General features: G+C 71.2%; 11 protein-coding genes, 1 pseudogene and 1 riboswitch. Of the genes and pseudogenes, 5 read left to right on the forward strand and 7 right to left on the reverse strand.

The window, feature by feature from the left end:
• Positions 1-749: 749 nt before the first annotated feature.
• The gene (locus tag ACH5AF_RS35035; RefSeq protein ID WP_398907563.1) at positions 750-1157 is read right to left on the reverse strand and encodes a cobalamin B12-binding domain-containing protein; all 408 of its coding nucleotides are present in this window, start codon (positions 1155-1157) and stop codon (positions 750-752) included.
• A gap of 432 nt (positions 1158-1589) precedes the next feature.
• Here ACH5AF_RS35035 and ACH5AF_RS35040 point away from each other — a divergent pair, with 432 nt between their 5' ends.
• Together ACH5AF_RS35040 and ACH5AF_RS35045 are read left to right on the forward strand one after the other, a co-directional pair.
• Positions 1590-2390, forward strand: coding sequence for an esterase/lipase family protein (locus ACH5AF_RS35040; protein ID WP_398907580.1), 801 nt, complete (start codon positions 1590-1592; stop codon positions 2388-2390).
• Between the two features lie 260 nt (positions 2391-2650).
• On the forward strand, positions 2651-4258 hold the full coding sequence (locus tag ACH5AF_RS35045; RefSeq protein WP_398907564.1) for a M23 family metallopeptidase: 1608 nt from the start codon (positions 2651-2653) through the stop codon (positions 4256-4258).
• A gap of 97 nt (positions 4259-4355) precedes the next feature.
• Here ACH5AF_RS35045 and pcrA read toward each other — a convergent pair whose 3' ends face one another.
• Positions 4356-6791, reverse strand: a complete 2436-nt coding sequence (gene pcrA, locus ACH5AF_RS35050; protein ID WP_398907566.1) for a DNA helicase PcrA — start codon at positions 6789-6791, stop codon at positions 4356-4358.
• A gap of 239 nt (positions 6792-7030) precedes the next feature.
• Positions 7031-7195, forward strand: a riboswitch (cyclic di-AMP (ydaO/yuaA leader).
• Between the two features lie 2 nt (positions 7196-7197).
• Between pcrA and ACH5AF_RS35055 the strand changes: the two genes are divergently transcribed.
• Positions 7198-8379, forward strand: a complete 1182-nt coding sequence (locus ACH5AF_RS35055; protein ID WP_398907567.1) for an NlpC/P60 family protein — start codon at positions 7198-7200, stop codon at positions 8377-8379.
• 70 nt (positions 8380-8449) lie between these two features.
• On the opposite strand, the gene ACH5AF_RS35060 is transcribed toward ACH5AF_RS35055, so the two are convergent.
• Positions 8450-8803 (reverse strand): hypothetical protein, encoded by a 354-nt coding sequence (locus ACH5AF_RS35060; RefSeq protein WP_398907568.1) that lies wholly within the window; start codon positions 8801-8803, stop codon positions 8450-8452.
• 346 nt (positions 8804-9149) lie between these two features.
• Between ACH5AF_RS35060 and ACH5AF_RS35065 the strand changes: the two are divergent.
• Positions 9150-9600, forward strand: a pseudogene (locus tag ACH5AF_RS35065) (NlpC/P60 family protein); the annotation flags it as partial.
• Between the two features lie 167 nt (positions 9601-9767).
• Here ACH5AF_RS35065 and ACH5AF_RS35070 read toward each other — a convergent pair.
• Both ACH5AF_RS35070 and ACH5AF_RS35075 read right to left on the reverse strand, forming a co-directional pair.
• Positions 9768-10457: a LuxR C-terminal-related transcriptional regulator gene (locus ACH5AF_RS35070; protein ID WP_398907570.1), complete on the reverse strand. Its 690-nt coding sequence runs from the start codon at positions 10455-10457 to the stop codon at positions 9768-9770.
• A complete protein-coding gene (locus ACH5AF_RS35075; protein ID WP_398907572.1) occupies positions 10454-11734 on the reverse strand; it encodes a PspC domain-containing protein in 1281 nt (426 codons plus the stop codon). Before ACH5AF_RS35075 ends, ACH5AF_RS35070 begins: the two co-directional genes overlap by 4 nt.
• 150 nt (positions 11735-11884) lie before the next feature.
• On the opposite strand from ACH5AF_RS35075, the gene ACH5AF_RS35080 reads away from it, so the two are divergent.
• A complete protein-coding gene (locus ACH5AF_RS35080) occupies positions 11885-13186 on the forward strand; it encodes a PspC domain-containing protein (protein ID WP_398907574.1) in 1302 nt (433 codons plus the stop codon).
• 168 nt (positions 13187-13354) lie between these two features.
• Here the strand turns inward: ACH5AF_RS35080 and ACH5AF_RS35085 are convergent, their stop codons facing one another.
• Both ACH5AF_RS35085 and ACH5AF_RS35090 read right to left on the reverse strand, forming a co-directional pair.
• Entirely contained in the window at positions 13355-13876 is a 522-nt protein-coding gene (locus ACH5AF_RS35085) for a DoxX family protein (RefSeq protein ID WP_398907576.1), read from the reverse strand.
• A 132-nt stretch (positions 13877-14008) separates the two neighbouring features.
• A complete protein-coding gene (locus ACH5AF_RS35090) occupies positions 14009-15250 on the reverse strand; it encodes a hypothetical protein (RefSeq protein WP_398907578.1) in 1242 nt (413 codons plus the stop codon).
• Between the last annotated feature and the right edge of the window lie 231 nt (positions 15251-15481).

A 15481-nucleotide genomic window follows, 5' to 3' on the forward strand; every position in this document is an offset into this window, starting at 1 on the left:
CTCGTCGCCAAGGGCAACCGCCGGGTGCCCTACCGCGGCGTCATCGCCAACAACCTCTGGCTCCACCACCGCGCCGCCGCCCTCAACCTCCGCCGCCTGATCAACCTCGGACTCACCCGCACCAACACCACCTGGCACCTCGCCCCGGCCACCACATAGCGAAAGGGGCTGGCCAGCCTGCGGCCGGACAGCCTTTCGACAAGATCTTCAGCAGCCTTCTAGACGGTTCGGGGCGTATGCCCCCGGGTGGCCCCGCCCGGGAAGGGTGCGGGGGCGGGGTGGGTAACGGGCGGGAAGGGTGCGGGGGCGGGGTGGGTAACGGGCGGGAAGGGTGCGGGGGCGGGGTGGGTGCGAGGGCCGGGGCGTCCGCCCGGCAGGACCGTTCCCGCCCCTGGTCGTCACCACGGCGGTGGTCGCTGCCCGAGCGGGCGCACGTCCGCCGGCCCCGGCTGGGGACGCGCGCTGGGTCCTGTTCGGGACGTAAGGCGGCGTGAGAAGCAGGGACCGGCCCGGCAGCCGGAAAGCGGTCCCGGATGAGCCCCGGAGCTGCCGACGCCGCGCTCCCGGACCCGGCCACTCCCGAGAGCCCAGCCCGACGCCGAGGTCCCAGACCAGCCAACTCCCCAGAGTCCGGCTGCTCCAGGGCGCATCACGCGCCCCAGCCGCGCCCGAGAGGCCTGGTCGAGCCCCCAGAACGCCGCGCTCACGGGGGCGCCGGCCGCGCACGGGCGCAGCCCGGGCCGCGCCCGCTACGCCGCTGTGCGGACGTTCGCGTTGACCCACTCCACGATCGACGCCGTCGTCGCCCCCGGTGTGAAGATCTCCGCCACACCCTTGTCCTTCAGCGGCGCGATGTCCGCCTCCGGGATGATCCCGCCGCCGAAGACCTTGATGTCCTCCGCGTCGCGCTCCTTCAGGAGCTCGATGACCTTCACGAAGAGGGTGTTGTGCGCGCCGGAGAGGATGGAGAGGCCGATCGCGTCCGCGTCCTCCTGGATCGCCGTGTCCACGATTTGCTCGGGGGTCTGGTGCAGCCCCGTGTAGATGACCTCCATACCGGCGTCACGCAGCGCCCGCGCGATCACCTTCGCACCGCGATCGTGTCCGTCGAGACCCGGCTTGGCGACCACCACGCGGATCGGACCCGTCACACCCATCACTGCCTCCACATACCGACTGCGCCGCCTCGGGCACGGGTCCCCGCGCCCGGCGAGCGGAGCGCGGAGAGTGAACGAACGTTATCTGCAGTCCAGCATCCCGCAAGCCGCCGTTTCGCGGGGGACGGCGAGGGGGAAATCACACGTGGGACATTTTTCGCTAAGCGTCGTACCGGCATCAGGCACCGCGCACACCCCGCGCGGCCCCCGCGGGCACGACCGCGAACGGGAGCCGCCGCAGGTCCACATCAGGTCGCCGCGCCGCCGTGCCGACAGCCGCACGGCACGGTGGCGCGGCACCGCTTTTGCAGCGCGCCCCCACGAGGGACACCCGGGCCGAGCCGCGCGGGTCGCCGGTCGGGAGGTGCTGTGAAGGCTTCGGTCCTGCCTCTGCCCTGTGCCCACGTCGTCACGGGTCTCACCGCGCAGTGTCTGAGACGGTTGCGCCACCTGCTCCCCGCCGCTCTCCTCCGCGCCACCGCCCTGGAGATCGCGATCCTGGCGGGCCACCTCGTCCTCTATCCGACCGGCCTCACTCCCGAACGTCCTCGCCGCAGACGCACCGCGCCCGCCGCACACCGGTTGCCCGCGGAAGCGGATGCCGTGCCGACCGTCCTGCTGCACGGGTTCGTCGACAACCGGTCCGTGTTCGTCCTGCTCCGGCGCGCGCTGTCCCAGCACAGTCCGCGGCCGGTCGAATGCCTCAACTACTCCCCTCTCACCTGCGACATCCGGGCCGCCGCCGAGCTGCTCGGCCGCCATGTGGAGGAGATCTGCGCACGCAGCGGCCGGCGGCAGGTCGACATCGTCGGGCACAGCCTCGGCGGCCTGATCGCCCGGTACTACGTGCAGCGCCTCGGCGGCGACCACCGTGTCCGGACGCTCGTCACGCTCGGCACACCGCACTCCGGGACCTCGGTCGCACCCCTGGCCGGCGCGCACCCGATCGTGCGGCAGATGCGCCCCGGCTCGTCGGTCATCGAGGAGCTGCGCATGCCCGCGCCCGGCTGCCGTACGCGCTTCGTCAGTTTCTGGAGCGACCTCGACCGGATCATGGTCCCGGTCGAGACGGCCTGTATCGACCATCCCGACCTTCTCGCCCAGAACGTACGAGTGAGCGGAATCGGCCATCTCGCCCTGCCGGTTCACCCCGCCGTCGCGGCCGGGATCCGCGAGGCGCTCGAATCGGGCGCGGCGGCGGCCGGTGCGTCCAGCGCCGCGTCCGTCGCCTGAAGGCGAGACCGCCGGACGAGATCCGCGAGGCGACGCCGCAACCGGTTTTTACTCGAACATCTCTCGAACGTAGGGCCAAAGCTGTGCCCGCACTCCTCCGAAAGGCGGCCGAATGCCCGTTTCCTGATTGCGGAGATGCCGCCGAAGATTGTCGCCATCGCAGACCGCCGGGTACAGTCGCGCCACTGCTTCCCCCTGGGGCCCCTGCAATCCGGTGACCCCAGATGCAGGGTCCTGCTGCCGAGGCGAGAGAGAAGTTGGTGAACGACCAGCACGCCCACGCCGGGTACGGCGGCTACGCCACCGGCAGCTTCGACTCCGACCCGCTCTTCGGCGCCATGCCGGGCAATTACGAGTCAGGGCACAGCGGCCAGTACGACGCGTCCCAGTGGGACACGGGGTCGCAGCAGACCACCGGCTACGACGCCTACGCATCGGCGCAGCAGGCCCAACAGCCGCAGTACGACCAGCAGTACGCGCAGTACGACACCACCGGCCAGTGGGACGCGAGCGGCTGGAACCAGAGCGACCAGACGGGCCAGTACGAGACCGCCGCCGCGACATTCGCGTACGACGCGACCGGCCAGTGGTCCTCCTCGTCCTTCGACACCGGGGCGTACGACGCCACCGCCTGGAACTCCGACACGGCGGCCATGCCGGAAGGTCTCGTACCGCAACAGTTCACGCCGCAGCACGAGTTCGTCCCGGCTGCCGGGTACGACACCGGCTATGCCGGCTACCAGAGCACAGAACTTCCCGGCGCGGAACATCCCGGCCAGGACTTCCAGAGGTCGGACTTCCAGGACAGCGACTACGGGACGGACTTCCCCGCCGGGGACGGTCAGGCCCTCGACATCCCCGCCCAGGACTTCCCCGGCCCCGCGCACCCCGACTACACCGACGGCTCGGACGCGGGTGCCGCGCCGGAGCACGGGGCGTACGAGGCGGAGGCCGACGGCGAGTACGGCCAGGTCCACGAATACGGTCACAACGGCGATTTCGGTCACGACGTCGCGTACGGGAACGACCAGGACAGTGACGACGAATCCGAGCACGACGCGCTGACGCAGACCATGACCTCCGTGCCGGTCACCCCCGTCGCCCCCCGGCCCGTCCGCCGCGCCGGCGGCAGCCGCGGCCGGCGCCGTACGCCCGCCAAGCGCTCCGCACTGCTCACCGTCGCCGTGCCCTCGGCGTGTGTGATGGGTGTCGCCGGTATCGCCGCGGCCTCCGTCGGCAGTCTCGGCGACGAGCAGAAGGACCAGCCCAACGCGGCGGCCGCCGATGCGGTCTCAGCCGAACACGTCGCCGCCAACAAAAAGATGGACACGCAGCTGGCCGCGCTCAGCGCCGACGCCCGCGACTTCGGTGACCGAGCCTCCCGTACCCAGGAGCGCATCGATCTCAAGGCCCGCCAGGAGGCGGAGCGGAAGAAGCGCGAGGAAGAGGCGGCACGGCGCGAGGCGCTGCGGCCCAAGTTCGTGCTTCCCGTGAAGCGGGACGGCCTCAGCGCGTACTACGGCCAGTCCGGCGTGAACTGGATGTCCCTGCACACCGGTATCGACTTCCCCGTCCAGTACGGGACCGAGGTCATGGCCGCCACGGACGGCACCGTGCGCACCCAGTGGAACAGCGCCTACGGCAACATGGCGATCGTGACGGCGGCCGACGGCACGGAGACGTGGTACTGCCACCTGAGCACCACCAGGATCCGCAGTGGTTCCGTGAAGGCGGGCGACGTCATCGCCTACTCCGGCAACTCGGGCAACTCCACCGGCCCCCACCTGCACTTCGAGGTACGCCCCGGCGGCGGTTCGGCGATCGACCCCCTGCCGTGGCTGCGCGGCCACGGCCTGGACCCGACGTAAGCAGCGCGCACAAGACGGAAAAAGCGCAGGAGGCGTGGGCCGCGGCCCACGCCTCCTGCGGTTCTCGGAGCCTCTCGACCGGCCGCCTCCTGCGTTCTCAGAGCCTCTCGACCGGCGCGTACCTCAGCAGCAGTCGCTTCGGCTTCTCGTCCCCGAAGTCGATCGTCGCCTGCGCGTCCGAGCCCGATCCGGCCACCGCGACCACGGTCCCCAGCCCGAACTGGTCGTGCGTGACCCGGTCCCCCACCGACAGCGCGATCACCGGCTTGTCGTTCGTCCGCCGGGTGGCGAAGCCGGACGCACCGCCGCGTGACCGCGACGACGACAGCGAGGACGTGATGCCCGACGTCGGTCCGGCCGGCGCGGCCATCGGGCCCGTGCGCCGCCAGTCCACGTGCGCACCCGGGATCTCCTCCAGGAAGCGCGACGGCGGGTTGTACGACGGCTGTCCCCAGGCGCTGCGCATCGACGAGCGGGTCAGGTACAGGCGCTCGCGGGCGCGGGTGATGCCGACGTACGCCAGGCGCCGCTCCTCCTCCAGCTCCTTGGTCTGGCCCAGCGCCCGCATGTGCGGGAAGACGCCGTCCTCCATACCGGTCAGGAACACGACGGGGAACTCCAGGCCCTTCGCGGTGTGCAGCGTCATCAGCGTGATGACTCCGGTGCCTTCCTCGTCCTCGTCGGGGATCTGGTCGGAGTCGGCGACGAGCGCGACCTGCTCCAGGAACTCGGCGAGCGTCCCCGCACCCTCCTCCTCACCGCGCTCCTGCTCGAACTCCAGCGCCACGGCGGCCAGTTCCTGAAGGTTCTCGATGCGCGTCTCGTCCTGCGGGTCGGTGGACGCCTGCAACTCCGCGAGATAGCCGGTGCGCTCCAGGACGGCTTCGAGCACGGTGGCCGGTCCGGCGCCGGACTCGGCGATGGTGCGCAGCTCCTCCATCAGCACGTTGAACCGCTTGACCGCGTTCGCCGAGCGGGCCGCCATGCCGTATGCCTCGTCGACGCGGCGCAGCGCCTGCGGGAAGGTGATCTTCTCGCGGAGCGCGAGGGCGTCGATCATCGCCTCCGCGCGCTCGCCGATACCGCGCTTGGGAACGTTGAGGATACGGCGCAGCGGGACGTTGTCCTCGGGGTTGGCGAGGACGCGCAGATAGGCGAGGACGTCCCTGACCTCCTTGCGCTCGTAGAAGCGCACGCCTCCGACGACCTTGTAGGGAAGGCCGACGCGGATGAAGATCTCCTCGAAGACACGGGACTGCGCGTTCGTCCGGTAGAAGACGGCGACGTCGCCGGCCTTCGCCTCGCCGGCGTCGGTGAGGCGGTCGATCTCGTCGGCGACGAACTGGGCCTCGTCGTGCTCGGTGTCCGCGACGTAGCCGGTGATCTGTGCGCCCGCGCCCGCCTTGGTCCACAGGTTCTTGGGGCGGCGGGACTCGTTGCGCTCGATGACCGCATTGGCCGCGGACAGGATCGTCTGGGTGGAGCGGTAGTTCTGCTCCAGCAGGATCGTCGTCGCATCCGGGTAGTCCTCCTCGAACTGGAGGATGTTGCGGATGGTCGCGCCGCGGAAGGCGTAGATCGACTGGTCGGCGTCGCCGACGACGCACAGCTCGGCGGGGTCCAGGTCCTCGTACCCTGTGCCCACCAGCTCGCGCACGAGCGTGTACTGAGCGTGGTTGGTGTCCTGGTACTCGTCGACGAGGACGTGCCGGAAGCGGCGCCGGTAGTGCTCGGCGACGTCGGGGAACGCCTGGAGGAGGTGGACGGTGGTCATGATGATGTCGTCGAAGTCCAGCGCGTTGGCCTCGCGCAGCCGCGACTGGTACATCCGGTACGCCTCGGCAAGCGTCTTCTCGAAACCGTCCGCCGCCTGGTCGGCGAAGGCCTCCTCGTCGATCAGCTCGTTCTTCAGGTTGGAGATCTTGGCGCTGAAGGACTTCGGCGGGAACTTCTTGGGGTCCAGATCCAGGTCGCGGCAGACCAGCGACATCAGCCGCTTCGAGTCCGCGGCGTCGTAGATCGAGAACGACGAGGTGAAGCCCAGCTTCTTCGACTCACGGCGCAGGATGCGGACGCAGGCGCTGTGGAAGGTCATGACCCACATCGCGTGGGCGCGCGGGCCGACCAACTGCTCGACGCGCTCCTTCATCTCGCCGGCGGCCTTGTTGGTGAAGGTGATCGCCAGTATCTGGCCGGGGTGGACGTGCCGGGTGGCCAGGAGATGGGCGATGCGGTGGGTGAGCACGCGCGTCTTGCCCGAGCCGGCGCCGGCGACGATGAGCAGCGGGGAGCCGGTGTGGACGACGGCGGCACGCTGCTGCTCGTTCAGCCCCTCCAGCAGGGCGGCCGCGTCGACGACAGGGCGGGGCGCGCCGTCGCGGTAGTACCCGTCGCGGGCCGGCGGCACGTCGTAGGCGCCCTGGAAGAGGTCGTCCGGGATCGGCTCCGGAGTGGACTCCTCGGGCGGCGGAGGAGGCTCCTCCCCATGGGGCTGGAGGTCCGCCAGGAAGCTGTCGTCAAAGAGGCTGCTCATCGCTTATCGAGTCTAGGCGGCCGGACCGACAACCGGGCCCGCATGCCCATACGCGCAGGTCACATTCCGTGACCGCGCCTGTCCGGGGCGCCACCGGGACAGGGGGTGAATGGCCGCCTCCGAAAAAGGTCACGAAAATGTATCGGACATATCGAACATCAACCTTCACAGCGTGCGCACGAGTTGGCTAGCGTGCTCGACCAGACGGCCCGTACCCCTCCCGGCGAACCGCGCCGAACGGGCCGACTCCGCTGAATTCGGGCGCCCTGTCGGGGCGTTCGGAACCGGGGACCCGAACTATGCACAACCGGGGTGAATCGGACCACTATGTGATGCGGTCCGTAGGGCATCTTCCGTTCGCCCGAACCCGACAGCTAACCCGGTAGGCGGTCCACGGAAGAAGGAGATGCCGGCCTTGGCGTCGCATCGCAGGATCCGCAGCCGCAGCACGAAACCCTCCTCCGCCGTCGGGTTCACGACGGCCGCCCTCGCCGGCGTCACCCTCCTGTCGACACAGAGCGCCACCGCCGCGCCCAGCGACCCGAAGCCCTCCGTCGAAGAGGTGCAGAAGAAGGTCGACGACCTCTACCGGCAGGCCGGCAGCGCGACCCAGGAGTACAACCAGGCGAAAGAGGCCACCGCCGAGAAGCGCCGTGAGGTCGACACCCTGCTCGACCAGGCGGCCGCGCGCGCGGAGAAGCTGAACGAGTCGCGCCGCGCCCTCGGCAACTACGCCGCCGCGCAGTACCGCACCGGCGCGCTCACCCCGACCGCGGCGCTGCTCTTCGCGGACAGTCCTCAGGCGTACTTCGACCAGACGCAGTTGATGGACCGGATGACCGACCAGCAGCGGACGGCCGTCAGCGACTACGAGACCGAGCGCGCGGCGGCCGCGAAGCAGCGCGCACAGGCGACCAAGCGGCTGGAGTCGCTGACCGACTCCCAGCAGGCCCTGCGCATCAGCAAGCAGAAGGTCCAGGCGAAGCTGGCCGAGGCGCGCACCCTGCTGTCGAAGCTGACCGCCGAGGAGAAGGCCCGGCTGGCAGCGATCGAGCGCGAGAAGGAGGAGGAGGCGCGCCGCAGGGCCGAGGCCAAGGCGGAGGCGGAGGCGAGGGCCCGCGCCGAGGCGGAGGCAGAGGCGGAGGCAGAGGCGGAGCGGCAGCGGGAAAGCGCGGAGCCGCCGCCGGAGACGGGCACCGGCACCGGCACCGGCACCGGCACGGACGACGGCACGTACGCGGCCAGGGCCGACAAGGTCCTGGCCTTCGCCCGCGCCCAGATCGGCAAGCCGTACGTCTGGGGTGCGACCGGCCCGTCCTCGTACGACTGCTCGGGGCTGACGCAGGCGGCCTGGAAGGCGGCCGGTGTGGATCTGCCGCGCACCACCTGGGACCAGGTGAAGGTGGGGCAGCGCGTCGCGACGGCGGACCTGCTGCCTGGCGATCTCGTGTTCTTCTACGACGACATCAGCCACGTCGGCATCTACATCGGCGACGGCAAGATGATCCACGCGCCGAAGCCGGGCGACAACGTCCGCGAGGAGTCCATCTACTACATGCCGATCTACGGCAGCATCCGCCCGGTCTGACCCCTCCTGCTCCCGCGCCCGCCCGGACGGTCCCGCCGTCCGGGCGCGCGTGCTCCGGGGGGACGGCGGCTCAGGTCCAGAGCGTCGCGATGAAGATGTTCGCGACCGTCAGACCGCCGACGGCGCCGAAGAGCGCCTTGTCGACCGTCTCCTCGTCCCGCTTGACGTAGACCAGGCCCAGGATCACCACCAGCACCGCCAGCTTGATGCCGATCTTGAGGTTGTTGACCGCCTGGTCGTCGGCCTGGTTGAGGCCCACCAGCGCGACGCCGGTGATCAGCATCGTCAGCGCCCCGTGCAGCATCGCCGGGTTGAAGCGCGCCGTGCCCGCGCCTATCGCCTTCATCTGGGCGAGGAAGCCGCCCAGCAGGGAGGCGATGCCGATGATGTGCAGAGCGACGAAGACATTGATGAGTACGTCCATGGGCCGGAGCCTAATCGTCGCCATACCACCGCCCGGCGGTCGGGGGAGCCCCATCACGGCGATCGGTCGGGGCCGCTCCGCAATACGGCCCGGCACCGGCGACTCGGGGCGAAGAAAGCGGACAGCAGTGTCCAGGTTCGGGCACTTGAGGTCCTTACGCCTCCTTCCGTGACCGCCGGGTTTAGCGTCGGCGACCGGTGGCCGACTCCCCACCGCCGTCACGCAGCCGGACGGCACCGGCCGCCACCGCCGAAAGATCCGGCGGCGCGCCGTTTCCCCTGTGCGGAGCGCCGCCGGACCGCAGGTACGCAGGTACGCAGGTACGCAGGAAGGATGGGTACGTCTCGTGGCGGCGCACCGGAAACCGAAGCAGCGTCCGCTCAACGGGCCGACCGCCCGCACCGCAGCCACCCTGGCGCTCGCCGGCGCGGCGACCGCGCTCGATGCTCCCGCGCACGGCGAGCCGCGCCTCACCCCCGCCCGGCTCAAGGCCCGCGTGGACAAGCTGTACCTGGAGGCCGAAGAGGCGACCCAGAAGTACAACGGCGCCAAGGAGCGGACGGAACAGGCCCGCAGAGCGCTCGACGAGCTGAGCGACGAGGCCGCCCGCAGGACGGAGCGGCTCAACGCCCCCCAACGCCCTCGGCTCCGTCGTCACGGCGCAATACCGTGTCGTCACGGCGCAATACCGTTCCGGCAGCATCGACCCCGGCCTGCAGCTCGCTCCTGCCCCGGACCCCGACACGTACCTGGCCGGCGCCTCGCTCGCCGAGCGGGTCGGGGAACGGCACGCGGCCGGACCATATGCGCACGCACGCGCTGCGCTCGCCCGGCCACCGGCGCATCGGACCGTTCGTCGTCCGCTACCCCGACCGGCCGGTCCCGCCCGCCGCTCACGAGATCCCGGACGAGGAAGCCCGTCCGACGCGGTCAGGCATCGATGGGCTCCTCGCCCCGTTCACCGTCAGACCAGGCGCCGGGCCGTCGCCCACCGGGTGAGCTCATGACGGTTGGACAGCTGCAGCTTCCGCAGCACCGCCGAGACATGCGACTCGACCGTCTTCACCGAGATGAACAGCTGCTTGGCGATCTCCTTGTACGCGTACCCGCGTGCGATCAGCCGCAGCACCTCGCGCTCCCGCTGCGTCAGCCGGTCCAGGTCCTCGTCGACCGGCGGCGCGTCCGTCGAGGCGAACGCGTCGAGCACGAAGCCCGCGAGCCGCGGCGAGAACACCGCGTCGCCGTCCTGCACCCGGAAGATCGAGTCGACCAGGTCCGTGCCGGTGATGGTCTTGGTGACATAGCCGCGGGCGCCGCCGCGGATCACACCGATGACGTCCTCGGCGGCGTCCGACACCGACAGCGCCAGGAAACGCACCGGGTGCTGCGCCGCGGTCATCAGCGGCGCGCAGCGGCGCAGCACCTCCACACCGCCGCCGCCGGGCAGGTGCACATCCAGCAGGACGACCTCCGGCCGGGTCGCCGTGATCACGGTGACCGCCTGGTCGACGTCGGCGGCCTCGCCGACGACCTCGACCCCGGTGCGCTCGGTCTGCCCGATCTCGGCCTGCACACCGGCGCGGAACATCCGGTGGTCGTCGACGAGCACGACCCGCACCCGCCGCTCGACGCTCTCTTCCGCAGACTCGGTCATCCGTCAGCCCTCTCCATCTCGAGCTCCACCTCGGTGCCCCCACCGGGCACCGTGCGCAGCCGTGCCGTGCCGCCGTTGCGCTGCATCCGGCCGATGATCGATTCTCTTACGCCCATTCTGTCGCCGGGAACGGCGTCCAGGTCGAATCCCGGCCCACGGTCCCGCACGGAGACGAAGACCGTACGCCCCTCGACCTCCGCGTACACCTGGACGGCCCCTCCCGCGCCACCGTACTTCGCGGCGTTGACCATCGCCTCGCGCGCGGCCTGCAGCTGTGCGGCCAGCTTCTCGTCGAGCGGGCAGTCGCCGACGACCACGACCTCCAGCGGCACGCCGTGCTTGTCCTCGACCTCGGCGGCGGTCTTCTTGACCGCTTCGGCGAGGGTGTCGGGCTCTTCGTCCTCGTCCTTGCCGTTGCCCTCCGGCTTGTAGAGCCAGTTGCGCAGCTCGCGCTCCTGGGCGCGGGCGAGTCTGCGCACCTCGCCGGGTTCGTCCGCGTTCCGCTGGATGAGGGTGAGGGTGTGCAGGACGGAGTCATGGACATGCGCGGCGACCTCGGCACGCTCCTGGGCGCGGATGCGCATGGTCCGCTCCTCGGAGAGGTCCTGGGTCATCCGCACCAGCCATGGTCCGGCGAGCAGCGCGACCCCGGCGATGACGGCGATGGCCGCGGTCAGCACGTTGCCCAGCTGGGCCGCCGAGCCGCGCACCACCATGAACACGGTCAGGCCCATGCCGACGAGCGCCACACCGGCGAGCGCGCGCGCCAGTTGCAGCAGGCGGCGGCGCCGGCTGTCCGTCGAGAGACTGACCCAGCGGGCACGGCGGGCGTTGTCCGCCTGGCGCCACACCAGCACCACACCGGCACCGATCAGCAGCGTCGGCCACACGTAGCGGTTGGCGGTGCCACCTGCGTCGACATTGGCGACGAAGATGCCGGCGCCGATGAGCAGCGCGACGAGGGCGAACAACTGGCCCTTGTCGGGCTTGCGCAGCCTGCGGCGGCCGTCGGGCGTGATCTCGAAGACGGAGCGCGGCTCGGCGGCCCGGCCGCCGATGCCGAGCGGGACGACGATCCAGAACACCGCATACAGCAGGGCACCGAGGCCGTCCGCCATGAACAGGGCGAGAAACACCAGGCGCACCCACACGACGGGCAGCCCCAGATGCCCGGCCAGACCGCGGGCCACACCGCCGAGCATGCGTCCGTCCGCGCTGCGGTACAGCTTGCGGACAGCGGACTCGTCCGTCTCGGGCGGGCGGGTGGCGACTGGCATGCCCCGATCGTCACACGGCCCGGCCGGGCCGGGCATCAGGGCCGTCCCTTAATCCGACCCTGAGAACACCCCGCCCCTCAGGGCAATATCAGGGGACGGCCAGGGTCGGGACGGCTGCCGACCCGGCACCGGGCCCGTCACCATGGAGTCATGACCCAGCCGACCACCGCACCGCCCCAGCCGCCGCAGGAGCCTCCGCCGCCGCGGCTGCGCCGTGATCCGCGCCGTAAGGTCGTGGCCGGTGTGTGCGCCGGGCTGGGCCGGCACTGCGACATAGACCCGGTGATCTTCCGGATAGTGATCGGCGTGCTGTCGGTGACCGGCGGCACGGGTCTGATCTTCTACGGCTTCGCCTGGCTGCTGATCCCGGCCGACGACGAGGAGGAGAACGAGTTCCGCAGGATGCTCTCGGGCCGCGTCGACGGCGCCTCGCTGAGCGCCGTGCTGCTCTCGCTGCTCGGCTGCGGCCTCCTGCTGACGATGCTGAGCAACGGGAACATGCTGGGCTTCGTCACCATGCTGTCGCTGGCGGTGACGGGGGCCGCGGTGTGGTCCCAGCGCCGCCCGCATGTCCCGCCCGGCGGGGCGCCCATGGACACGGCGGCGCCGCACGCGGTCCCCGAGGCGCCGCCGGAGACGAAGGCCCCGCCGGTCCCGGACAGTCCGTCCTGGTGGCGCGACCCGATCGTCAAGGACGGTACGACCGGGCCGGTGCCGACCGGTTATCTGTGGGGCCCGGAGTCGGCGCTCGCGGCGGCCGCCGAGGCCCCGCCGCGTCATGGCGGGCGTCCGGCCGCGGTGGTGGTGCCGCAGCCGCGCGGCCCGCGCGGTATCGGCGGCGCCGTGTTCCTGCTGGCTCTCCTCGCGGGCTGCCTGGGCACGGGCCTGAGTTGGGCGAGCCTGCCGCTCGGGACGAGCCTGCAGACAGGGCTCGTCGCCGCGCTGGCGGTGTTCGGCCTCGGCCTGCTGGTGAGCACGCTGCTGGGCCGCACCGGTTTCGGCACGGTGCTGCTGACGATGGTGACGGCGACTGCGCTGGCGGGCGCCGCCGCACTGCCGAAGGACATCAGCACGAAGTTCGGCGAGAGGACCTGGACACCGGCGTCGGCCGCCGCGGTCCAGCCACGCTACGAGATGGGCTCGGGGAAGGGCACCCTCGACCTCTCCGCCCTCGACGTGCCCGCCGGGCAGACGGTGTCGACGAGGGCGGAGATGGGGCTGGGTCATCTCACGGTCGTCGTACCGAAGGACGCAGCGGTGCAACTGGAGGCCGAGGTCGGCGTCGGCGACATCAGGCTCCCCGGCGACGCGCCGGACGACGTCGACGTCGGCCCGGGGCAGGACCGGCGCAAGACCTTCCCCGCGCCGCCGGGAGCAACGGCGGGCGGGACCCTGGTTCTGGATCTGGAGCTGGGCATCGGACAGGTGGAGGTGACCCGTGCCGCGCGCTGAGTTCCGGCATGAATTCCGTCCCGGCAGGCTGATCGCGGGTCTGTCGGTGCTGACAGCCGCCCTGCTGTACGGAGGGGATGCGGCGGGCTCCTGGCACACCCCCTGGTTCACGGCCTTCCCGGTCGTCTTCGGCGGTCTGTTCCTGGCCGGTGTCGTCGCCGCCCTGCACTACGGGGTCCGTCGCCGCCGTTCCCGCAGAAGCGCGTCGAGGGAGAACACCGAGGCCCCGGCGAGCACCAGCGGCAACCAGGCCATGAGGTAGGCGAGGTCGTTGCCGTAGTAGTAGGGGTCGGTCTGCCAGCTCACGGTCAGCCACAGGCTCAGCGAGATGAGCGCGCCACCGAGAGCCGCCAGGCGGGCCAGCAGGCCGACCAGGGTGCCCAGGCCGACGGCGATCTCACCGATGGCGATGGCGGTGCCGAAGGCCTCCGGGTTCTTCAGTGCAAGGTCGACGAGCGCGGGCACGGCGGAGCCGTCGCGCACGGAGCTCATCACCTCGCCGATGGAGCCGGTGCCGGTCGCCGCCATGAACCGGCTGTCGGTGAGTTTGTCGATGCCCGCGTAGACGAAGGTCACCCCGAGGAACAGGCGCAGCGGCAGCAGCGCGTACCGGGTGGCCCGCTCCCTCCAGCCGCGCGGCGCGTCGTCGAGCGTCCCGTAGGTCGATGTCGTCCGGTATGTGTGTGTCATCGCTGGTCCCGCCTTCGGTTGACCCGTCAACCGACCATACGTATGGCGAAGCCTTGCCGCTCACCAGGCATGCGGCACGCTCTGTGACAGATGGGTGACGTGCCGACAGATGGGTGACACGTCCGCCGCGGCTCAGTCGGTGACCTCGATGAGGCAGCGGTTGCTCGCCACCCCGGCGGCCGTCACCACCTGCACGTCGATCTTCCCCGGCTCGACCTCCACGGGTACCGGCACCGTGAGCAGCGTGTCGGCCGGGTTGGCGAAGCCGCCGGGCACCGGGATCAGCGGCACGTGCACATGGACCGCGCCGAAGCGGACGACCAGCTTCGCCAGCAGGTCCGGCCGGTCCGCGCCCGGCGGCACGAAGCCGGTGCCGCGGACCTCGATGTCGTCACCGGTACGGATGGGCCCGTCCAGGTCACCGGCCTCGCGGGCCCGGACCACCGACATCACGACGGGCCGGCCGCCCTCCGCGTACTTCCCCGCGAGATACGTCGCGGCCGAGATCGCCACCAGCAGCACGAGCCCCCACGGCAGGTGGGGCAGCCGCTCAGGGGCACGTGCGAGCCCGGTCAGGGCGACAGCGACGACGGCCGCGTTGATCAGGACGTACTGCGTGTCGGCGAAGGCGACCCGGCCCGAGTCGTCGCAGAACAGGTCGGCCGCGCGCGGACGGTCGGCGCGCACCTTCTGCAGCCGCAGTCCGGCCACGCGTACGGCCACGATCCTGCGCACACCGACGGCGATCGCGCACACCAGAGCGAGGACGCACAGCAGCCCGCCGCCGGCCGGAACGCCCATGCCCTCGGTGAGCCGGTCGCGCCGTGCGCCCGCGGACGCGGCGGCCATCAGGAACCCGAGGTGCAGCACCGCGCCGCAGACGACGAGCAACCAGGCGGCGGCGACGGTACGGGAGGTGGACAGGCGATGGTCCTCGCCGGTCAGGGCCGCGAGCAGGCCGCCCCGTTCACGGTGCGCGTGCGCCACCCCGGTGAGCGCCCCGGCAACGACGAGCGCGGCGAGCAGCCCTGCCGTACGGGTCGCGGTCCAGCCCGCTCCGATCGCGGTGGCCGTCTGGGTGAGGACGAGCGCCGTGCAGCATCCCCACACCACGGCCAGGCTGCGCAGGCGGATCCTGCCCAGCCGGGACGCGGCCACGGCCTGGTCGAGTCCCGCGACGGTGCGGGCCGACTGTGTCAGCTCGTCGGACACCCACTGCCGTGACGCGCCCGGCGAGTGGGCGACGCCCGCGGGAAGCCCCTCGCCCGCCGCCAATTCGTCCCGTTTGGCGAGGAATTCGGCCACCGCTCGCCGATGGCCTTCGCGCGCGCCGTGCGCGCATGTGTCGCACTGTTCCGCTTCCTGCACCGCCACGACCGAACGCCACCTCTCCGCATCGCACAGGCGAACCACCTGGTGATGCATGGGAATTGTGCCGTACGCAAACCGCCGCCATCCCGATGGCCGAGGCCAGAGGGGGTGAAACCTGATGGCGCCGGGTTGACCGGGGCTAGATGATCGATTCCAAGGGGTCAGTGATCATAGGCGCTCAGTGAGCGCAGGATGGGCTGCCCGGTGTGGTCGTTGTGCCAGATCGCGGCGGTC

It is taken from the genome of Streptomyces sp. NPDC018833, from assembly GCF_044390825.1.
Classification (GTDB): domain Bacteria; phylum Actinomycetota; class Actinomycetes; order Streptomycetales; family Streptomycetaceae; genus Streptomyces.